Annotated in this window: 18 protein-coding genes; 9 read left to right on the top strand and 9 right to left on the bottom strand. The window is 60.7% G+C overall.

Features of this window, described 5'->3' with window-relative positions:
• Positions 1-87: 87 nt before the first annotated feature.
• Positions 88-792, bottom strand: a complete 705-nt coding sequence (locus PH552_RS28170) for an SDR family oxidoreductase (protein ID WP_113249364.1) — start codon at positions 790-792, stop codon at positions 88-90.
• A gap of 124 nt (positions 793-916) precedes the next feature.
• Here PH552_RS28170 and gcvA point away from each other — a divergent pair, with 124 nt between their 5' ends.
• Positions 917-1,807: a transcriptional regulator GcvA gene (gcvA, locus tag PH552_RS28165; RefSeq protein WP_112343872.1), complete on the top strand. Its 891-nt coding sequence runs from the start codon at positions 917-919 to the stop codon at positions 1,805-1,807.
• A gap of 169 nt (positions 1,808-1,976) precedes the next feature.
• Positions 1,977-3,362, top strand: a complete 1,386-nt coding sequence (locus tag PH552_RS28160; protein WP_285166451.1) for a polysaccharide biosynthesis protein — start codon at positions 1,977-1,979, stop codon at positions 3,360-3,362.
• A gap of 6 nt (positions 3,363-3,368) precedes the next feature.
• Here the strand turns inward: PH552_RS28160 and PH552_RS28155 are convergent, their stop codons facing one another.
• From PH552_RS28155 to PH552_RS28140, 4 genes are all read right to left on the bottom strand, one after another.
• A complete protein-coding gene (locus tag PH552_RS28155; protein WP_113249363.1) occupies positions 3,369-4,454 on the bottom strand; it encodes a glycosyltransferase family 4 protein in 1,086 nt (361 codons plus the stop codon).
• An 81-nt stretch (positions 4,455-4,535) separates the two neighbouring features.
• Positions 4,536-5,159 carry a bifunctional nicotinamidase/pyrazinamidase gene (gene pncA / locus PH552_RS28150; RefSeq protein WP_113249436.1) on the bottom strand — a complete coding sequence of 208 codons (624 nt, stop codon included), beginning with the start codon at positions 5,157-5,159 and terminating at the stop codon, positions 4,536-4,538.
• A 112-nt stretch (positions 5,160-5,271) separates the two neighbouring features.
• Entirely contained in the window at positions 5,272-6,555 is a 1,284-nt protein-coding gene (locus tag PH552_RS28145; RefSeq protein WP_113249362.1) for a sugar MFS transporter, read from the bottom strand.
• A gap of 269 nt (positions 6,556-6,824) precedes the next feature.
• Positions 6,825-7,436 carry a TetR/AcrR family transcriptional regulator gene (locus tag PH552_RS28140; RefSeq protein ID WP_113249361.1) on the bottom strand — a complete coding sequence of 204 codons (612 nt, stop codon included), beginning with the start codon at positions 7,434-7,436 and terminating at the stop codon, positions 6,825-6,827.
• A 172-nt stretch (positions 7,437-7,608) separates the two neighbouring features.
• Between PH552_RS28140 and PH552_RS28135 the strand changes: the two genes are divergently transcribed.
• Positions 7,609-8,346 carry an SDR family oxidoreductase gene (locus PH552_RS28135; RefSeq protein ID WP_112343877.1) on the top strand — a complete coding sequence of 246 codons (738 nt, stop codon included), beginning with the start codon at positions 7,609-7,611 and terminating at the stop codon, positions 8,344-8,346.
• A 30-nt stretch (positions 8,347-8,376) separates the two neighbouring features.
• On the opposite strand, the gene PH552_RS28130 is transcribed toward PH552_RS28135, so the two are convergent.
• Positions 8,377-9,306, bottom strand: a complete 930-nt coding sequence (locus PH552_RS28130; protein WP_113249360.1) for a LysR substrate-binding domain-containing protein — start codon at positions 9,304-9,306, stop codon at positions 8,377-8,379.
• A 106-nt stretch (positions 9,307-9,412) separates the two neighbouring features.
• On the opposite strand from PH552_RS28130, the gene PH552_RS28125 reads away from it, so the two are divergent.
• Both PH552_RS28125 and PH552_RS28120 read left to right on the top strand, forming a co-directional pair.
• Complete coding sequence (locus PH552_RS28125; RefSeq protein WP_113249359.1) at positions 9,413-10,138, top strand: SDR family oxidoreductase; 726 nt, start codon at positions 9,413-9,415, stop codon at positions 10,136-10,138.
• A gap of 87 nt (positions 10,139-10,225) precedes the next feature.
• The gene (locus PH552_RS28120; RefSeq protein WP_169645099.1) at positions 10,226-10,498 is read left to right on the top strand and encodes an Atu4866 domain-containing protein; all 273 of its coding nucleotides are present in this window, start codon (positions 10,226-10,228) and stop codon (positions 10,496-10,498) included.
• A gap of 162 nt (positions 10,499-10,660) precedes the next feature.
• Here the strand turns inward: PH552_RS28120 and PH552_RS28115 are convergent, their stop codons facing one another.
• Together PH552_RS28115 and PH552_RS28110 are read right to left on the bottom strand one after the other, a co-directional pair.
• Complete coding sequence (locus tag PH552_RS28115) at positions 10,661-10,945, bottom strand: GIY-YIG nuclease family protein (RefSeq protein ID WP_113249358.1); 285 nt, start codon at positions 10,943-10,945, stop codon at positions 10,661-10,663.
• Positions 10,946-11,315: 370 nt separating this feature from the next.
• Positions 11,316-13,781, bottom strand: coding sequence for an ATP-dependent helicase (locus PH552_RS28110; protein WP_113249434.1), 2,466 nt, complete (start codon positions 13,779-13,781; stop codon positions 11,316-11,318).
• Between the two features lie 362 nt (positions 13,782-14,143).
• Here PH552_RS28110 and PH552_RS28105 point away from each other — a divergent pair, with 362 nt between their 5' ends.
• From PH552_RS28105 to PH552_RS28090, 4 genes are all read left to right on the top strand, one after another.
• The gene (locus PH552_RS28105; protein ID WP_113249356.1) at positions 14,144-15,310 is read left to right on the top strand and encodes an efflux RND transporter periplasmic adaptor subunit; all 1,167 of its coding nucleotides are present in this window, start codon (positions 14,144-14,146) and stop codon (positions 15,308-15,310) included.
• Positions 15,307-18,462: an efflux RND transporter permease subunit gene (locus PH552_RS28100; RefSeq protein WP_285166450.1), complete on the top strand. Its 3,156-nt coding sequence runs from the start codon at positions 15,307-15,309 to the stop codon at positions 18,460-18,462. Before PH552_RS28105 ends, PH552_RS28100 begins: the two co-directional genes overlap by 4 nt.
• Before the next feature lie 227 nt (positions 18,463-18,689).
• Positions 18,690-19,703: a flagellin N-terminal helical domain-containing protein gene (locus PH552_RS28095; RefSeq protein WP_112343883.1), complete on the top strand. Its 1,014-nt coding sequence runs from the start codon at positions 18,690-18,692 to the stop codon at positions 19,701-19,703.
• A 187-nt stretch (positions 19,704-19,890) separates the two neighbouring features.
• Positions 19,891-20,559 carry a YiaD family glycine zipper/OmpA-like lipoprotein gene (locus PH552_RS28090; RefSeq protein WP_112343884.1) on the top strand — a complete coding sequence of 223 codons (669 nt, stop codon included), beginning with the start codon at positions 19,891-19,893 and terminating at the stop codon, positions 20,557-20,559.
• Between the two features lie 147 nt (positions 20,560-20,706).
• Here the strand turns inward: PH552_RS28090 and PH552_RS28085 are convergent.
• On the bottom strand, positions 20,707-20,897 hold a 191-nt coding region (locus tag PH552_RS28085), incomplete at its 5' end, for a transposase (protein ID WP_285166448.1).

Below are 20,897 nucleotides of genomic sequence, written 5' to 3'. Positions count from 1 at the left end.
TGAGGCTGGCTCGATCTGATTTCATTGCCGTTCTCGGGAACATCATCCGAGGGAACGAACGCGGCATGAGCTCGATTTAGCCAGAATTCAGACCGAACGGGTCAGGCCGCCGTCAACCTTGAGGTTCTGGCCGGTGATGTAGCCAGCGCCATCGGAGGCCAGGAAGGCGACGGTGGCGGCGATCTCGGCGCTGGTGCCATAACGCCGCATCGGCACGCTGTCGCGGCGTTCTTCGGTCGCCGGCAGGCTGTCGATCCAGCCGGGCAGGACGTTATTCATCCGCACATTGTCGGCGGCGTAGGTGTCGGCGAAAATCTTCGTATAGGAGGCAAGGCCAGCCCGGAATACCCCCGAAGTGGGGAACATTGGCGACGGCTCGAATGCCCATGCCGTGGAAATGTTGATGATCGCGCCGGATTTCTGCTTCTGCATGATGGGGGCGATGAGGCGTGTCGGACGGATGACGTTCATGAGATAGACGTCGAGGCCGGTGTGCCATTGCTCGTCGGTGACCTCGAGGATCGGGGCGCGCGGACCGTGGCCGGCGCTGTTGACCAGCACATCGATGCGCCCCCATTTTTCCATCGTCGCATCGACCAGGCGCTTGAGATCGTCGTTGGACTGGTTGGAGCCGGTGACGCCGATGCCTCCAAGTTCCTGAGCCAGCGCCTCACCTTTTCCGGAGGAGGAAAGGATGGCGACACGGAAGCCATCGGCCGCAAGCCGTCTGGCGCTTTCGGCGCCCATACCGCTGCCGCCCGCCGTGATTACGGCCACTTTTTCTATCGACATAGGTGCTTCCTCCTTCATCTCGTTCCACTGGAACCGATTGCTTCGAAATTACCGATGAAATATCATCATCGCCGCGCGAGAGCGAAGCAGATAAATTCCTGTTTGCCAGTAGAAAAACTATCGCATGAACGGTTCGCCCGGTAAACTTCCCTCTCTGAATGGCCTAAAGGCATTCGAAGTGGCTGCACGCCATCGCAGCTTCAGGCTGGCGGCCGAGGAGCTCGGGGTTACGCAGGGTGCCGTTGCGCAGCAGGTTCGCGGGCTGGAAGCCGAGCTGGGCGTAAAGCTGTTCGAGCGGATGCCGCGGTCTTTGTTGCTGACGGGCGAAGGGCGGGGCTACATCGCCGATATCAGGCGCGCCTTTGAAATTATCGCTCAGGCAACCGGCAATCTCGAGCCGCAACCCGTCAGGCTCACCATCAGCACCACGCCGACATTCGCTTCGAAATGGCTGATTCCGCGCCTGCCGGATTTTACGGCTCGTCATCCCGATCTCGATCTTCATATCCTGGCGACGGAACGCATGTCGGGCTTTCAGGCGGACGGAGTGGATCTTGCAGTGCGCTACGGGCGACCACCTTTCGGGCCGGGATTGGCGACCGAACTGCTCTTCGAACAAGAGATCATCGCCGTTTGCAGCCCGGCGTTGCTGCAGGACCGAAAGCTGCCGAGGACTGCAGAGGAGCTCGCCGACTACGCGCTTCTCCATGACGCCCATAATTCCTGGCCCGAATTCATCGACAAGCATTTCGGGCGGGCGGCTCACGCCTCCTATAAAGGGATCAGCTTCAACCAGACATCGCATGCCATCGAAGCGGCGATCGCAGGGCAGGGAATCGTCCTCGCCAACCGTGATTTCGTGGCGCGAGATATGGTGGAAGGTCGTTTGACGCAGGTTATCCAGGGGTCGCTAAGCGGTCCATCCGATTTCTACCTCGTCTGGCCTCGTTATCGCAAATCCGCAGCCCTCGAGAAGGTCATTGCCTGGATGAGGGAAGAGGCGAGCAGGAGATAGCCCGTACCGTTCGCCTGATGTTGCGAGCAGGTTTTTCAAGAATGAAATGCCCGCCTGTTTTCAGAAGCGGCCCATCACGCGCGGTCGCGCTATCGAATGCTGCAATTGCCCCTTCGGGATTAGCGCTTTCCTCAATCTTTTTCTGTTAGCTGCAGTCATGGCGAAGATCGTGGCATTGGCTGCATATTTCTATCAGGCGGCGATTGCCTTCGGGCTGCTGATCGTGGTGGCGCATCTGCTGGCTCCGGCGGACTACGCGGCCTATTCGCTGTTCATCTCGATCAGCCAGTTCGCGGCGATTTTCTGTTTCGAATGGGTTCGCTTTGCCTGCAGCCGCTTCTATCCGGGGCAGGGTCCGGGAAGCGAGGCATTGGAGCGCAAGGCACTGACCGTGGAATTTGCGGCCTGCTCGGCGATCTGTCTGATTGCTGCTTGTGCTTCGATCTTCTTTTCCGTCTCGGCGGAGATTGCCGTGCTTGGCGGTCTGGTCGCGATCTTCCAGGGCGGCAGCGACCTGCACCTCACCATGCTGCGCTTTCGCCAGGAATTTCGCGCCTTTTCGCGGCTGCAGGGCTCGCGCGCCACCATTCTCGCAGCCGGCACGCTCGCAGGTGCCGCCGTTGCCCCAACCTTCACATGTACTGTCATCGGCCTGATGGCGGGCTACGGCGCTTACGGTCTTCTGGCGCTCTTTCTGACCCGCAACAGCCTGCGCGAGGCAGCACCATTCCAGCCATCGCTGCTTCGCAAGCACTTCGTCTATGGCAGCGTTGCGGCCAGCGCCTCCGTTATCGGCATGCTGACGCCGTTGGGATTGAAATCTATTCTCACGGCCACGTTGGGAGCGGGGGCTGCGGCCGGTGCGCTGCTGGCGCTCGATCTGTTGCAGCGGCCCTTCGTACTCATCGTCTCCGCCCTGCAGGCCATTCAATATCCCGATGTCGTCAATACCTTTGATCGCGACGGGGCAACGCCTGCCTTTGCCAGGCAACTCGGGGAATATTATTCGCTGCTGACCGGCCTTACGCTCATGACTGCCGCGGGTATCTTCGCGGTGCTGCAGCCCGTCGGCCAATTGGTCATTGCCTCCGGTTTGCGCAGTGAATTTCTTGCCGTTGCTCCCTTCGTCATCGGTCTTGCGACATGCCGCGCCTTGACCGCCAACATGATGCCGACGCCAGCGCATCTGCAGCACCGGCTGCTGATGATCTTCCTTCTCGCGGTGCTGGACTGCGTGCTGCTGAATGCCGGCACGCTGGCCGGCGGTTACCTCGGTTCCCACAGCGATGCCGCGCTCATGGCCGGCGGCATGATCGGCGCCATGTGCGCCATGGCGATTGGCGTGAAGGTGATGGCGTCTCTTTCCTTTGATTTTGTCTGGCCGCCGGTCGTCTTCTCCGCCATCGGGCTGGCGGTGCCGGTGCTGGCGACGGCTGGCTTTGGTTATTCGCTCTGGATATCGGTGTCGCTTGGCGTGGTCGGCGGCACGCTCTTTTGCCTGCTCGGCCTCTATAGCTACTTCGTTACCATGTTCCGGCCGCAGAATCGATCCTGAAGTCTCTCAGAGATCTTCGAGAATAGAGAGCACGCGGTCGGCGCTGGCGTCCCAGGAGAAGCGGGTGACATTCTCATGGCCGCGCCGGCGCAGATCCTGGCGCAATGCATTGTCCGTCGCGATCCGCCTCATGCCGGCAACGAGTTCATCCTGTCGGAATGGGTCGAAGTAGAGCGCGGCGTCGCCCGATGCCTCGCGCACGGCGGGGATATCAGCAGCGAGCACCGGACAACCCTGCGTCATCGCTTCCAGTGGCGGTATGCCGAAACCTTCATAGAGGCTCGGGAAGACGAAGGCAGTGGCATGTCGCTCCAGAGCGGCGATCTCAGCGTCCGTAAGCCTGCCTGGAAAGAGCATGCTGCCGTTTGACTGCTGGTCATCCGATTTGAAGACGGTCGGCGCGGAGCCGCCGACGACCACGAGCTTCTGGTTGTCATCTTTCAGCGCCTCGAAAGCGCGGATGGCGAAATTGAGGTTCTTGTTGGGTTTCATTGTTCCCACAAGAAGGAAGAAGCCGTTCGTCTTCAGGCCAAGGCGCTGCATCACGGCCTCGTCCGGCTCGATCGTGGCATAATGATCGACGGCATTATAGACGACGTCGATGCCGCCTGAGGGAACACGGAATACGGAGGCGAGCTCCTGCCGCGAGAATTCGGAAACGGTACCGATCTTGGCGGTGCGCGTCAGCACTGTGCCGAGCGCACCATGCAGCAGGCGGTAGCTGCGCTTGAAGGATTGTGGATGGCGGAAGATCGTCACGTCATGGATGACGACCGCCTGGCGGCGATGAAGGAGCGGGCCGCTGCCGCCGAAGCCGATGAGCCGGCTGCCGCGCGAGTGTGAAAGCAGCGATGTCTGCTCCCAGATATGCCCGGGGCCGGAGCCGAAGCGATCGATTTCTATTGCCGAGAGCCTGATATCGATGGGCGTGTTGCGCGGTACGGCCAGACGCCAGCGCGTGCCTTTCAGCGAGGCGGGCAGAGCACCCGAGGAGATCTTGCGATCGAGTGACAGCGTCAGTTCGCGCGCGAAGCGCTGCACGCCGGACAAAGGCTGGCCGAGGAAGCGCCCGTTGATGACAATAGACTGCACGCTAAGAGTCCCGATATCCTATTGATCGGAATTAGCTTGCACCATTTTGTTTAGAGAAGGTTTAGCTGGGCTCGCGCGATTTTACGCAAGCGCGTCCTTGCTGCTGATCACGGCAACGCCGCGGGCTCGCATGTCGTCGATTGCCGCAGCGACGCCGGCAGGATCGATGCCGCGGCTCGCATCCTCAATGAAGCGGACGGTGACATCGGGTAGCATCTCGACGGCGTCGATCGCGGAGAACTTCACGCAATAATCCGTTGCCAGCCCGCAAAGATCGAGCTCGGTGACGCCTTTGTCGCGCAGGTAAGCCGCCAGTCCGATAAGGGCTGCCTGATCATTGTCACGGAAGGCGGAATAGCTGTCGACCGCGGGATTCTGGCCCTTCTGCTGGATGAAATCGACGGCATCCAGATGGAGGGCAGGGTGGAACTCGGCATCCTTGGTGTTCTGGACGCAATGGTCTGGCCACATCATCTGCGGCTTGCCCGAAAGCGTGCCGATTTCGAAGGGTTTCTTGCCGGGATGGGAGGAGGCGAAGCTGCCGTGGCCGGCCGGATGCCAGTCCTGCGAAGCGACGATCAGATCGTATTTGCCGCTGTCGATGAGTTTGTTGGCGATGGGCACGACTTGATCCCCATCCGGCACGGGGAGATTTCCGCCGGGGCAGAAGCCATTCTGGATGTCGATGAGCAGCAGCGCTTTCATGAGGCCTGTCCTTCCCGTTTTGTTGCGCCGCACGATGCCAAGCGGTGTGCCGCGGATCAAGCCCCTTACGCTCCGCTTGGAAAACCGGCGGAGCGCAAGGCTCATGTCAGTTTCAGGCCGGCTTGTGGCCCTTGAGCCCGTAAAAGGCGATGTAGACGTAGCAGATGATCGGCATCAGGAAGGCGAGGTGAATACCGATCGTATCGGCAAGGCCGCCCTGGATAACAGGCAGGATCGCGCCGCCGACGATGGCAAGGCACAGAATGCCCGAGCCCTGGCTCGTATATTTGCCGAGGCCGTGCAGTGCCAGGCTGAAGATCGTCGGGAACATGATCGAGTTGAACAGGCCGATCGCCAATACCGACCACATGGCGACATGGCCCGTTGTCAGCACGGTGACCACGAGCAGGATGATGACCGCGGCAGCGTTGAACGCCAGCGCCTTGCCGTCATCGATATGACGCATGATCAGCGAACCGATGAAGCGTCCTATCATTGCGCCGCCCCAGAAGTAGGAGACGTAGTGCGCGGCATCCGCCTCGGAGAGATGGGCGATATCCGGCTGACTCAGGAAGTTGACCAGGAAACTGCCGACGCTGACTTCGGCGCCGACATAGAGAAAGATGCCGACAGCGCCGAGCACGAGATGGCGGTACTGCCAGGCGGAGCCGCCGCCGCGCATGGGCTCGATGGTCTCCTCATCTTCGACTTCGGGCAGCTTCAATGCGGCAAAGACGGCGGCGAGCACCAGGAAGGCTGCGGCAAGAAGCAGGTAGGGGAATTTGACCGCGCCGGCTTCGGCAAGCCGCATGGCGTCGAGCTGTTCCGGCGTAGCGTTGGTGGCTGCAACAGTCGCGGCAGACAGGATCAACATCGCGCCGAAATAGGGGGCAATCGTCGTGCCAAGGGAGTTGAAGGCCTGCGTCAGGTTCAGGCGGCTTGCAGCCGTATCCGGAGGTCCCAACACGGTGACATAGGGGTTGGCGGCAACCTGCAGGATCGTGATGCCGGTGGCGAGCACGAAGAGCGCGCCCAGGAACAGGGCGTAGACGCGGTAAGTGGCGGCCGGAATGAACAGGGCACAGCCGACAGCTGCGATCGCGAGGCCGACGACGATGCCCCATTTGTAGGTGATGCGCTTTACGAGCGTGCCGGCCGGCAGCGATATGATGGAATATGCGCCGAAAAAGCAAAGCTGGATGAGCATCGCTTGGGTGTAATTGAGCTGAAAGACGCTTTTCAGGTGCGGGACCAGAATATCGTTCAAGCAAGTGATGAAACCCCACATGAAAAAGAGTGAGGTGAGTGCGATAAGCGCGAATTGGTAATTGCCCTGGCCTTGGCGTGCGGATGCACGGGCGCTGGTGGGCGCAGAGCTTGTTGCTGAGCCAGCCACTTTTTATCCTCGGTTCTTGTTGTTGCCAGGCTTTGAGATTCGACCCGGGCGAAAAGCCCGAACGGGCCGGAAGGACTGGCAGCGGCTTGCCGAGATGCCCGCAAGAAGCGCGGAATCCCGAAGCCGCTTCAATCGATATAATCGATTGGATCATTATTGGTAGCTTGCTAGGAATGCGGATTCTGCAATGCAGCAATGCGATTTGCTGCAATCGCGAAGACGTTGAGGAAAGCAATCAGGTTTTCCTAGCTGCCTATCGCCCGGGCGGGTCAGCCACCGTTCAGATAGCCGAGGACGGCACGCTGTACACGGCGAGCCAATTGGCTTTTGTCTTCGTCGCCATGTTCTCCGGCGGCGTCGACCATTCCCTTGATGATCGCCACCACATCCCGGCTTGCGATATCGATATCAGCCTGCATCGGCAGGTCCGGCCGCAGCAAAGCTGCGCGCGTGAGTTCGAAGAAACGCATCTTCACCCTTTCGGTGGCGGTATCCAACGGCAGGCGTGCTTCTTCGAAGTCGAGCAGGCGGGCGAGGGCTGGCCGGCGAAGTTGCTGCTCGACACACGGGAGGATGAGTGCTGACAAAGCCTCCCTGCCGGTGGGCTTGCCTGCTGCGCTTTCCGCCTCCTCGACGAGGCGGCGCGTTTCCCTGAGGATCAGCGCTCCGATCAGCGCGTCCTTGCGCGGAAAATACTGATAGAGCGAACCGACGCTGACACCGGCCCTTTCCGCCACGGCATTGGTGGAGAAGGCTTCATGGCCGCGCTCTTCCAAAATGCGAGCCGCAGCCTCGACGATCGCCTCGACGGTCGCGAGCGAACGGGCTTGTTTCGGCGCTTTTCTGGGCGCGGGGCGGCTTTTCAGAGGGCTCTCGGACATGTGCGTGGAATGCGAGTAGTAAAAAGTGAATTATCGCTCATATTACTGGTCAAGGCCCAGCGAAACAAGCGTTTCCGCGACATCCGAGGATCGAATTCCCTCGGCGTGTTCGCAAGCGCGTGCCTGCGTGACGCTTGCCGTTCGGGCCGGAGAGAGAAATGGAGACAAATGCATGTCCAGCGAAATCAAAACCGCAATCGTGACCGGAGCATCGAAGGGCATCGGCGCCGCCATTGCGAGGCAGCTTGCCGCCGATGGTTTCCAGACCGTCGTCAACTATGCATCGAGTTCCCGTGAGGCTGGGGATATCGTCTCCGGCATCGAAGCGACGGGCGGCCGTGCGATTGCGGTCCGTGCGGATGTGGCCGATGCTTCGGCTGTTACGGCATTGTTCGATCGTGCCGAAGCCGAGTTCGGCAAGGTCGACGTGCTCGTCAACAATGCCGGGATCGGCAAATTCTCGCCCCTGTCTGAAGTGAGCGATGAGGATTTTCAGCAGCAGATTGCCGTCAACCTCACAGGCACGTTCAACGGAATGCGTGAGGGGGCAAGCCGGGTGCGGGATGGTGGCCGCATCATCAACCTGTCAACGAGCATCATCGGCCATTACTCTCCAGGTAACGGCGTCTACGCAGCGACGAAGGCAGGTGTGGAAGCCATGACGCATACGCTCGCCAAGGAACTCGGCACGCGCGGCGTAACGGTCAATGCGGTCGCGCCCGGGCCGATCGCCACGGAGTTGTTGTTCAGGGGACGGTCGGAGGCGCTGATCCAGCGGCTGATCAACGACATTCCGCTCGGCCGTCTCGGCCTGCCGGAGGAGATCGCCCAGATCGTGTCGTTTCTCGCCAGCGTTCAAAGCGGTTGGATCAACGGCCAGGTCATCCGCGCGAATGGCGGGCGCAATTGAATCGGTCATCACTCGAGGTGGCAAATGAGCTTAGCCCATTCGTTTGCCGCTTTCGCGCGCTTCATCGCCGGCGGGAAAGCGTCTGACATGCTCGATCAGTGCGCGAAGCTTCGGAGCGGTGTTTCGCCGGCTCGGATAATAGAGATAGAAGCCCGCGAAATAGGGGCAGTAATCCTCCAGAATCGGCAGCAGTTCCCCGCGACCGATGAAGGGGCGGAAGCTTTCCTCCATCCCGAAGGAGATGCCGGCGCCGGCGACGGCAAGCTTGATCATCAGGCCCATGTCGTTGGTCGTGATCGTCGACGGCACCGCGACGCTGAATTCCTTGCCCGCTTCGGCAAATTCCCAGCGATAGGGCGCCGATTTCGGAGAAGGACGCCAGCCGATGCAGGCATGCCCGGCAAGGTCTGCCGGGTGTGACGGCACGCCGGAACGCTCGCGATAGGATGGGGCGCAGACAGCCAGTTGTCGCTCGGCGCCCGCGACCGGCACGGCGATCATATCCTGCGCGATGACTTCTCCGAGCCGCACGCCTGCGTCGTAGCCTTCCGCGACGATGTCGAATTCCTCGTCCGTGACGGTGATATCCAGCTCCACCTCAGGACATTGACGCACGAAACCGGCAAGGAGCGGCCCGGCCAGAAAGCGCTCGGCGATCGAGGAGACCGCAAGCCGCAGGCGGCCGCGCGGAAGCTCTGTCAGCGCCTCGGTCTTCTCCAGCGCCGCGCGCATCTCCGCCACGGCGGGAGCGACCCTCTCATAGAGCCGCTCGCCGGCTTCCGTCAGGCTGACGCTGCGTGTCGTGCGCAGCACGAGCGCGATGCCGAGATTTTCCTCAAGGCGGCGAATTGTCTGGCTGACGGCGGAGCGGGTCACGCCGAGCCGTGTCGCTGTCGCCCTAAAGCTCCGTTCTTCCGCAACGAGCGCGAAGACGGCGAGCGCATTCAGATCCGCCTCCATTGGTTATTTTTTCTTTCCAATTTGGCAAGGAGATGACGGCTTATCGAAACAATAACCGGTCCTTACAGTCAAGGCCTCATGACATGCACGGAGAAAGGATGAGGTCATGCCGATGGATAAGGTCATTCTGATCACGGGCGCTTCGAGCGGAATCGGGGAGGGCATTGCTCGCGAACTTGCCGCTGCTGGCGCGAAAGTGGCGCTGGGTGCGAGGCGCGTGGAACGTCTGGAAGCGCTGGCCACCGAATTGCATGCGGCGGGCGGCACCGTGCTTGCCCATTCCCTCGATGTGACGGATCGCGGAAGCTTCGGGGCTTTCGTCAGCGCCGCTCGACAGAAATGGGCGCGCGTCGATGTCATCGTCAACAATGCCGGCGTGATGCCGCTCTCCCTCATGGCATCGCTGAAGGTGGAAGAATGGGACAGGATGATCGATGTCAACATCAAGGGCGTGCTGTACGGCATCGCTGCGGTTTTGCCTGAGATGATTGGACGTAACTCCGGCCAGATCATCAATATTGCGTCGATCGGAGCGCTTGCGGTCTCCCCGACCGCGGCGGTCTATTGCGCCACGAAATATGCGGTGCGGGCGATCTCGGACGGACTACGGCAGGAGCACAAGACGCTGCGCGTCACCTGTATCCATCCCGGCGTCGTCGAAAGCGAGCTTGCCGATACGATCACCGATCCAATCGCGGCGGAAGCGATGAAGACTTATCGCGCCATCGCTCTCAAACCCGATGCCATTGCCCGCGCCGTGCGTTTTGCCATCGAACAGCCCGAGGATGTCGACGTCAACGAGATCGTCATACGCCCGACGGCCAACACGTAGGCGGTGGAGAAGGCTTTGGTCCGAAGTCTCGCCCTGGCTCTTGCCGCCGGCGATATGTTTATCGTTACATCAAAGGTCTACGCTACCATGAACAACAAACCCAACGCATCCGCGACCAGCCAGCAAAGTCATCCCTATGTCGGCATGTGGGTTACCGCCGATGGTTATGTGCGCCACAATCTGCTGCCGAACGGCCGCTATGACGAAGCGCGCGGCCGGCGCGAGAGCGCCTATCAGGGGCGCTATGAGGTTCGCGGCAATCACATCGATTACTGGGACGATACCGGCTTTACCGCCGATGGAGATTTCATCGACGACGTGCTTCATCACGGCGGTATGATCCTTTATCGTCAGAAGTAGCGCGATATCGAATGGCACCATCGCCAGACCATCTGTGTCTTGCGATGGCTTTCCTCTTACGGCGTGCCGGTCCCAGTCGAATGCCAATCCTTTTTCCGCGATGGATTTATGGGCTATGGCTAAAGGACCGGGATGCGCAGGCGACCGGGGGAGCGTGAGGCTTTACCAGAGCTCGTAGTATAAGTCCCGCCAATCCGGATTTGTCTTTTCGATCAGCTCGATCTTCCATTGCCGATACCAGCGTTTCAGGGACTTTTCCCGTTGTATGGCTGAAACGATGTCGGCGTGGTCCTCATACCAGACCAACCGCGTGCACCCGTATTTCCAAGCAAAGCCAGGCGTCAGGCCTTCGCGATGTTCGTAGATGCGGCGCTCTATATCGGCGGTGACGCCGATATAGAGCGTACCTCGCTTGTGGTTAGTGATGATGTAGGTATATCCACCCATGCGTGTATGATGCTGGTGGAGATGATGAGCGTCAAGAGACTATTGGCGGGAGGTGAGCTGCTTCGCAAAGAATAGCGCTTGCGTTTGCCACCCTATCATACCCCACGCTCCGTCATCCTCGGGCTTGACCCGAGGATCCAGACACAAGCCTATGACAATGATGACAGCCTCTACGACCGTCCGCCCTGCATTGACGGTTCCAAACAGGGCATAACGCATTTGATTGAAACCCTTGTGCATGGATCCTCGGGTCAAGCCCGAGGATGACGGAGCGCGGGGGAGGACGGAGGCCACACAATCAGCTCCTTCATCTTTGCGGTTGCACTGATGGGCACCCGCCGCTCCAAATCAGACAGCCGGCCTTGTGCCCTCAAACCCGCTCCACAAACCCATCAAGCACCCTTTTCTGCCCGGCGCGGTCGAATTCGATGGTCAGCTTGTTGCCCTCGATCTCCGAGACATTGCCGTTGCCGAACTTGATGTGGAAGACGCGGTCGCCGATTGAGAATTTGGAGGGTTCGGTGGAGGTGGATTTAGCCACCAGCTCGCCGTCGATGGTGCGCACTTTCGGGCCGCTTTCGCCGTAGCCGATGCGTTCGACGGCGTGGCCGGAGCGGCTGCCCCAGTTGTCGCGGGTCGCATCGTTGCGGTTGGCTTGTGCGCGCTTCCATCCAGGCGTGGAATAAGAGTTGGCGAAGGGATCGGCCTTGTCGAAGCGTGATTGGCCGTAACCGCCGCGGCCATACCCGCCATAGGATTGCTCGACTTCGGCGACCTGGACATGCGTTTCCGGCAGTTCGTCGAGGAAACGGGAGGGGATTGTGGATTGCCACAGGCCGTGGATGCGGCGGTTGGAGACGAACCAGATGTGGCAGCGGCGCTTGGCGCGGGTGATGCCGACATAGGCGAGGCGACGCTCTTCTTCGAGACCGGCGCGGCCGCTTTCATCGAGCGAGCGCTGATGCGGAAAAAGGCCTTCCTCCCAGCCGGGCAGGAACACCGTATCGAATTCCAGACCCTTGGCGGAATGCAGCGTCATGATGGAGACGGCGTCGAGATTTTCGTTCTGCTCGGCATCCATGACGAGGGCGACGTGTTCGAGGAAGCCGCGCATGGATTCGAAACTATCCATCGAGCGGATGAGCTCTTTCAGGTTTTCCAGGCGTCCAGGCGCCTCGGCCGATTTGTCGTTCTTCCACATGTCCGTATAGCCGGACTCTTCGAGGATCTGCTCGGCAAGCTCGGTATGCGGGGTATTTTCGAGCAGGCCCTGCCAGCGGCGGAAGGATTGCACGACATCGAACAGCGCCTTGCGCGCCTTCGGCTTCATCTCATCCGTCTCGATGATATCGGCCGCTGCCGCCAACATCGGGATATCGCGCGCACGGGCGTAATCATGCAGCGCTCGAACGGTGGTGTCGCCGAGGCCGCGCTTCGGCGTATTGATGATGCGCTCGAAGGCGAGATCGTCGGCCGGCTGGCAGACGAGACGGAAATAGGCCATGGCATCGCGGATTTCGAGGCGCTCATAGAAACGAGGACCACCGACGACGCGGTAGTTCAGGCCGAGGGTGACGAAACGGTCTTCGAACTCGCGCATCTGGAACGAGGCACGCACGAGGATCGCCATGTCGTTCAGATTGTGCTTGTTGCGCTGCAGCTGCTCGATCTCTTCGCCGATCGCGCGTGCTTCCTCCTCGGAATCCCAGGAGGCATGCACCTGCACCTTGATGTCGTCGGGGTCGGAGCGGTCGGTGAACAGCGTCTTGCCGAGCCGGCCTTCGTTATGGGCGATCAGATGCGCGGCGGCACCGAGAATATGCTCGGTGGAGCGGTAGTTGCGCTCGAGCTTGATGACCTTGGCGCCTGGAAAATCCTTCTCGAAGCGCAGGATATTGTCCACTTCGGCGCCGCGCCAGCCATAGATCGACTGATCGTCGTCGCCGACGCAGCAGACATTCTGCGGCTCGCCCTTCTGCCTCTGCGCCAGCAGGCGAAGCCACATATACTGCGCCGTGTTGGTATCCTGATACTCGTCGACCAGGATGTAGCGGAAGCGCTGGTGATAGTCCTTGAGGATATCAGGATTCTGCCGGAACATATTGATCGGATGGAGCAAAAGATCGCCGAAGTCACAGGCGTTCAGTGTCTTCAGGCGGTTCTGGTAGGCGGCATAGAGTTCGCGGCCCTTGCCGTTGGCGAAGGCCCGGGCATCGCCTTCCGGAATATCGGCGGGGCTGAGGCCCTTGTTCTTCCAAGTGTCGATCATGCCGGCGAACTGCTTGGCCGGCCAGCGCTTGTCGTCGAGCCCTTCCGCCTGGATCAGCTGCTTGATCAGGCGGACGACATCGTCGGTATCGAGAATGGTGAAGCTGGAGGTGAGGCCGACCAGCTCGGCATGACGGCGCAACAGCTTGACGCCGATCGAGTGGAAGGTGCCGAGCCAGGGCATGCCTTCGACGGCGCCGCCGACGAGCAGTGCGATACGCTCCTTCATCTCGCGGGCCGCCTTGTTGGTGAAGGTGACGGCGAGAATCTGGCTGGGGAAGGCGCGGTTGGTAGAGAGGATATGAGCGATGCGGGTTGTGAGCACGCGCGTCTTGCCAGTGCCGGCGCCCGCAAGCACCAGAACGGGGCCGTCAAGCGTTTCGACTGCTTCCGTCTGTTCCGGATTGAGGCCGGCGAGATAATCCGGCCGGCGGCCGCTGTCGCGTGCCGCCATGGCGCGGGCAGCGATGCCGCCGCTGGTGCTGCCGGCAGCCGGCGCCGAACGGCGCGGCGCGATGTGCTCCGGCTCCTCGTCAAAGAAGGGGATATCGTCATGTCCAATGGTCATGCGGCCCAATGTAATGATTCTACCCCGAAAGGCAAAAGAAACGGGCCGAAACTAGAACAAAAAGTGCACATTCGCGGCATAAAGACGTTGATAACGCGGCACGTTCCGCGTCCAAACAGAGATGTGCGAATGCCAGTGAAACGTCTCGTTGTCACGGTCAAGATTACAACTTTGTCATAATATGCGTCGAAGCTTGCTGCTTATGCCCAAAAACACGATATTGCAGCAAATCGGGCACAATCTTGCATTATAGAGCCGCCCGGACCGAATGAGGCCTCAATAAGTGCGCTGGGTGTGTGGGGGGCCTGTGCAAACCAACGACGCGATTTCATCGCCTCTGACATAACGAGCCGGAGACGTGCATGACCGCCTGGAAGCAGCTTTCCTTGTCTTTTCTCTTGCTGGTGGCAGGCATTGCCGCTGTCGTGGCCCTTGCGCCCGGCGCAGCCGGCATCTTGCGGAAGGCCGGTGTTCCCCAGACGATCGTCGCAGCAATCACACATGATGACGATGCCAAGGCGGAGAAGAGCGGCAATGCGGTCGAAGCCGGCGCTCGGCGCGCCCGGAATGTGCCGCTTGTCGTGACGAAAGCCGTCGTCAACGGCGTCGTCAACGATCGCCTGAGCGCGATCGGCACCGGTGACGCCATTCGCTCGGTCGTCGTCATGCCGCAGGCGACGGGCACGATCCGGGAAATCCTCATCAAGTCCGGCGACAGGGTCAGCCAAGGCCAGGTACTGGCTCGTCTCGACGACGACGAGCAGATCATTGCCCGCGGCCAGGCGGAGGTAGCGCTGAAGAGCGCAGCGGAGAAATCCCAGCTCTATCGCAACATCAAATCCAGCGTGTCGCGCATCGATGTTTTCGATGCCGAGATCGCAGAGCAGGGGGCGAAGCTGGCGCTGCAATCGGCGGAGCTGGCGCTGAAGCGCCGCGATATCGTCGCGCCGATCGACGGGATCGTCGGCATCGTGCCCGTTGTGGTCGGCGACAACGTAACCACGACCACCAATATCGTGATGCTGGACGATCGCTCGGAAATCCTGGTGGATTACTGGGTGCCAGAGCGCTTCGCCAACACTGTCAAGGTCGATCAGCCGGTGGAAGCGACCTCGGTCGCGCTGCCGGGGCGTATATTCTCTGGCGCCGTCGAGGCGGTCGACAATCGCGTCGATGGCGCCAGCCGGACGCTGCGCGTGCGCGCCCGCATCGACAATGCCTCCGACGAATTGCGGGCCGGCATGTCCTTCAATGTCGGCATGCGCTTTGCCGGCGAGACCTATCCTTCCGTCGATCCGCTCGCCGTGCAATGGGATGGCGCCGGTGCTCATGTCTGGCGCGTTGTCGACGGCAAGTCCTCGAAGGTGCGCGTCAGCATCGTGCAGCGCAATCCGGATGCGGTACTGGTCCGCGGCGATCTCCGCAATGGCGATCTCATCGTCATCGAAGGATTGCAGCGTATGACCGAAGGTGGCGAAGTCCGCTTTGCCCGTGATGTCGCCGAGGCCAGGGAGGTCATCACCCAATGACATCTCATGGTGATGACGCGACGGATGCCAGCTCGGCAGCGACCAGGCAATCCTTCACGGCACTTTTCGTGCGCCGGCCGATCCTGGCCCTGGTCTTCAATACGCTGCTGGTCGTTGCCGGTCTTGCAGCCTATTTCGGCGTCGAAGTGCGCGAACTGCCTGATGTCGATCGTCCCGTCGTGACGGTCAGAACCGTGTTTGACGGCGCTTCTCCCCAGACGGTGGATCAGGAGCTGACGAAGATCATCGAAGGGGCGGTCGCCCGCGTCAGCGGCCTGAAATCGGTCTCCTCCAGCTCGTCCTTCGGGCAGAGCCGCGTAACGCTCGAATTTTCCGACGCGACCGATCTTTCGGTTGCCGCCAACGATGTTCGCGATGCCATCGGTCGCATCGCCGAACAATTGCCCGATCAGGCGGATGCGCCACAGATCGTCAAGGCGGATTCGGATTCGCAGCCGATCATGCGCCTTGCCGTCACCTCGAGCACCATGACGATGGACGACCTGACGCAGCTGGTCGATAAGGAGATCACTGACCGGCTGGCTTCGGTCGAAGGCGTTGCCGATGTCGAGCTTTACGGCGATCAGGAGAAAATCTTCCGCATCGACGTCGATCAGGCCGCCCTTGCGAGCCGAGGCCTCACTATCGGCGACCTGACGACGGCGCTTGCGACCGCAGCGCTCGATGTACCGGCCGGATCGCTGAAGAGTGCGCGCCAGGATATCGTCGTGCGTGCCACGGCGGCGCTGCAGACGCCGGAGGATTTCTCCCGGCTGATCATCAAGAACCGCGTGCGGCTCTCCGATGTCGCGACCGTGACGCTCGGACCGAGGGACGGCACGACCGCGCTGCGCTCGAACGGCGTACAGGGCGTCGGCCTCGGCATCATCCGCCAGGCGCAGTCGAATACCTTGAATATTTCCGAAGGCGTGAAGGCCGTCGTCGCGCAGCTGTCGAAATCGCTGCCCGAGGGTACGCGTATCGTCATCACCAGCGACGATGCCTTATTCATTCAGGGCGCGATCCACGAAGTCGTGCTGGCGCTCGTCCTGTCGGCGCTGATCGTCACGGTGGTCATCTATCTCTTCCTGCGCGACTGGCGGGCGACGCTGATACCGGTCGTCACTATGCCGGTGGCGCTCATCGGCACGCTCGCCGCGCTTTATATGGTAGGCTTCTCGGTCAATATCCTGACGCTGCTGGCGATCGTACTTGCGACCGGCCTCGTGGTCGACGACGCCATCGTCGTGCTCGAAAATATCGTGCGTCGTAGAGCCGAGAAGATCGGGCCGCGCGCGGCTGCCGTACTCGGTACGCGCGAAGTCTTCTTCGCCGTCATTGCGACGACGGCAACGCTTGCCGCCGTGTTCATTCCGCTGTCCTTCCTGCCGGGGCAGGTGGGCGGCCTGTTCCGCGAATTCGGCTTCGTGCTTGCCTTCTCCGTCGGGCTGTCGTCGATCGTGGCGCTGACGCTCTGCCCGATGCTTGCGTCTCGCATGCTGACCAAGGAAATGCGCGAAGAGCATGGCGCACTCGGCCGTTTCGGTGAGCTTTTTGCCGGCGTCTATCGCCGCACGCTCCGGACATGTCTCAACGCACCGCTTGTCGTCATCGTCTTCTGCGCGCTGTTTTCGGCTGCTGCTGTTCTCGCCTTCGTGAATGTCAAAAGCGAGCTGACGCCGAGCGAGGACCGGGCGATGGTCATGCTGCGTCTCACCACGCCGCAGGGCGCTGGCCTGGATTACACGAAGGACCAGCTGCAGCGGGTCGAGGAGCGGCTGCAGCCGCTGATGGACAGCGGCGACATCAGAAATACCTACGCTATCTCAGGCATGAGCAGCCAGAAAAACAGCGGCTTCATGGTCTTGACCCTGGCACCCTGGAGCGAGCGCCATCGCACGCAACAGGACATCGTCACCGATATCAACCGCGCCATGGCCGGCGTTCCTGCGCTCCGAGGCAACGTCATCCAGGCCAACAGCCTGCGTATCCGGGGCGCCGGCAGCGGCGTGCAGATGGCGCTTGTCGGCAACAATCATGAGGTGCTGACCGAGGCGGCACTGAAGCTGGTGCAGGAGCTCGACAGGACAGGGCAGTTCGACACGCCACGGCTCAACAACGAGCCGACGCAGGCCCAGGTCTCGGTCACCATCGACCGGGAGCGCGCTTCCGATCTCGGGATCGACATATCGGGGCTTTCGATGGCGCTGCAGTCGCTGCTCGAAGGCCGCTCCGTCGTCGACGTCTTTGTCGCGGGCGAATCCTATCCCGTGCTGCTGACCTCAACGATCCGGCCGATCGACGATCCGACGGATCTTGAAAACGTCTATCTGAAAACCGGCGACGGCAAGATCGTGCCGATGTCGGTCATCGCATCGCTGAAGGAGAACGCCGTCGCACCGCAATTGACCCGCGAGCAGCAATTGGCATCGGTCGCTATCACCGCCGGTCTCAAGAGCGGCATGTCGCTTGGGCAAGCCGTCGAGGAAGTCACGCGGATCGCCACGCCGCTGTTGCCGCCAGGTGCGCGGTTGATGCCGCTCGCCGAAGCCGCGACGCTGGAGGAGAATTCCAGCGGCATGGTGCTGACCTTCGGCTTTGCCATCGTCATCATCTTTCTGGTGCTCGCGGCGCAGTTCGAAAGCGTGCTGTCGTCGCTGATCATCATGTCCACGGTGCCGCTTGGTCTTGCCTGCGCCATCTTCGCGCTCGTCATCACCGGTTCGAGCCTCAACATCTACAGCCAGATCGGCCTGGTGCTGCTGGTCGGCGTCATGGCCAAGAACGGCATCCTGATCGTCGAATTCGCCAATCAGCTGCGCGACAAGGGCGAAAACGTGCGCGAGGCGATCGAAAAGGCCTGCGCGCTGCGCCTGCGTCCGGTCATGATGACGATGATCGCAACCATCCTCGGCGGCGTCCCGCTCGTCTTTGCGGAGGGTGCGGGCGCGGAAGCACGCATCGCGCTCGGCTGGGTGATCGTCGGCGGCCTTGGTTTCGCGACTCTCGTCACGCTTTACATCACGCCGGTCGCCTATCTGCTGATCGCCCGTTTTGCAAAACCGCAGACGCATGAGGAGCAGCGTCTGCACGACGAAATGTCCGACGCGGCGTTGCGCTCGAAGCTGACCAACCTTCGCGCGGCGGAATAGGCCGGGACAGGTAGGTTGTGCCCATTATGGTAAATCAGGCGTTTCGCTTAGCGTTTTTTTAAGCATGTTTGCTAATCATGGCGATTGTAACCGCTGGAGCGAAGGTGTTGTTTTTGCCTTGCTCCCCGTTCGCCGACACGCTCGGCCCGCGCGCATGAGCGCTCGCGGCAAGGTTCCGATGTCTCCTTGTATCTGTTGCGTATTGTTGCGTCCGGAGTTCATGTGCCGTGAGTATTTTTTCGACCTTCATCAGGGTCAGTCCCTCTGTGAACACAGCGCTGGAAGTGCTGAGGGACACCCAGACCAAGCTGGGCAATGCCCAACGCCAGATGTCGTCAGGCCTGCGGGTGCAGTCGGCGGAAGATAACGCCACATACTGGAAGATCTCGACTTTGACGCATACCGACATCGGCGCGATTTCGTCGGTTCAAGATGCGCTCGGTCTCGCCGTCTCGACCGTCAGCACCGCCTCCACGGGCGTCAGCAGTGCAATCGACGTCGTAACGGAAATCAGGACCAAGCTTGTCAGCGCCTATGAAACCAGTGTCGACAAGACGAAGCTCAACGACGAACTTACCCAGCTGAAAGAGCAACTGCGCAGCATCGGGGAATCGGCGACCTTCAACGGCGTGAACTGGACCGTGCTGCAGGACGGCGCGGATCCCACTGCGCCACATGAGATCCCTGGATCCCTTATTCGTGGTGCGAACGGAACCGTCACGATCGGCATGCTGAGTTATGAAGGCGTAAGCTCGACGACCGGCCCCATCACCTCGAGCGATGCGCGTTATCTGATAGACGATCAGTCAAGCGGCGCCGGCGGTTATGGTGTTCTGACTTCGACTGCTTTCGCAACCGCGGCCGGTGCCGCGCAAAATTATGTGCTGCTCAACAGCAAGAACGGCAATACCACCGGCCAGGCGGAGATCTCGCTCGATGCGAATACGACGCAAGGCGCCGTCGTCGACATGGTCAATACCGTGACGGGAATGCTGAACCAGCTCAAGACGATCGGATCCGCCTTCGGCTCTTTGGAATCGCGCGTCAATCTCCAGACCGAGTTCGCCAAGAATCTGAGTGATTCCCTGACCAGCGGTGTCGGCAAGCTCGTGGATGCCGATATGGAGCAGCAGTCGAGCAAGGTTCTGGCGCTGCAGGCGCAGCAGCAGCTTGGATTGCAATCGCTCTCGATTGCCAATGCGAGCTACAATACGGTTCTGCAGCTCCTCAAGAGCTTTTGATCTCCTATGGGGTCTGAGGAGCCGTGTTGATGGACGGCTCCTCACATCCGGATTTCAATCAGCTTCATCGAAAGCGTCATTGCCGCTCTATGCACAGGGGACAAAGTCCCGATTAAGATTCCTCTTCATGATATTGCCGTAATGCTTCATATCTGCTGCGGCCATCGAACCGGAGAGCGACGATTCCATGATCAAGAAAATTGCCATTCTTGCCCTAGCGGCAGCCTTTTTGAACGCATGCACGACCACCGACCCTTATACGGGTGAGCAGAAGGTATCGAATACCGCAGGCGGTGCAGCGATCGGTGCCGGTGTCGGCGCCGTTGCCGGTCTTCTGATCGGTCATTCGCCGGCCTCGCGCCGCAATGCTGCGCTGATCGGCGCCGGCGTCGGTGCGCTCGCAGGCGCCGGTATCGGCAATTACATGGACCAGCAGGAATCCGAGCTGCGTGCGCAGCTGCAGGGCACCGGCGTTTCGGTGACCCGCGTCGGCGACCGCATCATCCTCAACATGCCGTCGGCAATCACCTTCGATATCGACCAGGATGCGATCAAGCCGGAATTCTTCCCGACGCTCAATTCCGTCGCGATCGTTCTGCGCAAGTTCAACCGCACGCTGATCGACGTCAACGGTCATACGGATTCGACCGGCAGCCTGCAGCATAACCAGGATCTGTCCGAGCGCCGCGCCGGATCGGTTGCCTCCTACCTCGGCAGCCAGGGTATCGATCAGCGCCGCATGTCGGCCATCGGCTTCGGTCCGTCGCAGCCGGTCGCATCCAATGCCACCGAGGCCGGTCGCGCGCAGAACCGCCGCGTGGAGATCCAGATCGCACCGATCACTCAGAACGGCTAAACCTTTCTGGACAGAAACGGCCGGATCTCACGATCCGGCCGTCAGACTGCTGACAAACCCCGTCAAATTTTGGCGGGGTTTTGTATTTCTGGTGTGTTTGTTTCCTGGGTTGCGGCATTGAAGGGAGATCGGTCCTGCTCCTGTGATTCATGCGAGGCTCGGTTTGGGTGTCTTTGTGAGCGCCATCGCGATCTTCTTGATGTTCTGGGCTGCGGCGGCCATCAGGCACTGGCATCGGACTTTGATGAGACTTCGGAAGCGGGCGTAGCGATGGCCGTGCAGCTGCTTGGCATCGGCAAAGGAACGCTCGACCGTCTCCTTGCGTCTTTTGTAGATCG

Source organism: Rhizobium aureum (assembly GCF_030182495.1).
Classification (GTDB): domain Bacteria; phylum Pseudomonadota; class Alphaproteobacteria; order Rhizobiales; family Rhizobiaceae; genus Rhizobium; species Rhizobium tropici_C.
The sequence above is the reverse complement of the archived record's forward strand: the minus strand, read 5'-3'. Positions and strand labels throughout refer to the sequence as shown.

Coding starts and splice junctions, on each gene's coding strand:
- PH552_RS28170 (WP_113249364.1), bottom strand. CDS start 792: ATGTCGATAGAAAAAGTGGCCGTAATCACGGCGGGCGGCAGCGGTATG.
- gcvA (WP_112343872.1), top strand. CDS start 917: ATGAACGGTTCGCCCGGTAAACTTCCCTCTCTGAATGGCCTAAAGGCA.
- pncA (WP_113249436.1), bottom strand. CDS start 5,159: ATGAAAGCGCTGCTGCTCATCGACATCCAGAATGGCTTCTGCCCCGGC.
- PH552_RS28140 (WP_113249361.1), bottom strand. CDS start 7,436: ATGTCCGAGAGCCCTCTGAAAAGCCGCCCCGCGCCCAGAAAAGCGCCG.
- PH552_RS28135 (WP_112343877.1), top strand. CDS start 7,609: ATGTCCAGCGAAATCAAAACCGCAATCGTGACCGGAGCATCGAAGGGC.
- PH552_RS28130 (WP_113249360.1), bottom strand. CDS start 9,306: ATGGAGGCGGATCTGAATGCGCTCGCCGTCTTCGCGCTCGTTGCGGAA.
- PH552_RS28125 (WP_113249359.1), top strand. CDS start 9,413: ATGCCGATGGATAAGGTCATTCTGATCACGGGCGCTTCGAGCGGAATC.
- PH552_RS28120 (WP_169645099.1), top strand. CDS start 10,226: ATGAACAACAAACCCAACGCATCCGCGACCAGCCAGCAAAGTCATCCC.
- PH552_RS28115 (WP_113249358.1), bottom strand. CDS start 10,945: ATGGGTGGATATACCTACATCATCACTAACCACAAGCGAGGTACGCTC.
- PH552_RS28110 (WP_113249434.1), bottom strand. CDS start 13,781: ATGACCATTGGACATGACGATATCCCCTTCTTTGACGAGGAGCCGGAG.
- PH552_RS28105 (WP_113249356.1), top strand. CDS start 14,144: ATGACCGCCTGGAAGCAGCTTTCCTTGTCTTTTCTCTTGCTGGTGGCA.
- PH552_RS28100 (WP_285166450.1), top strand. CDS start 15,307: ATGACATCTCATGGTGATGACGCGACGGATGCCAGCTCGGCAGCGACC.
- PH552_RS28090 (WP_112343884.1), top strand. CDS start 19,891: ATGATCAAGAAAATTGCCATTCTTGCCCTAGCGGCAGCCTTTTTGAAC.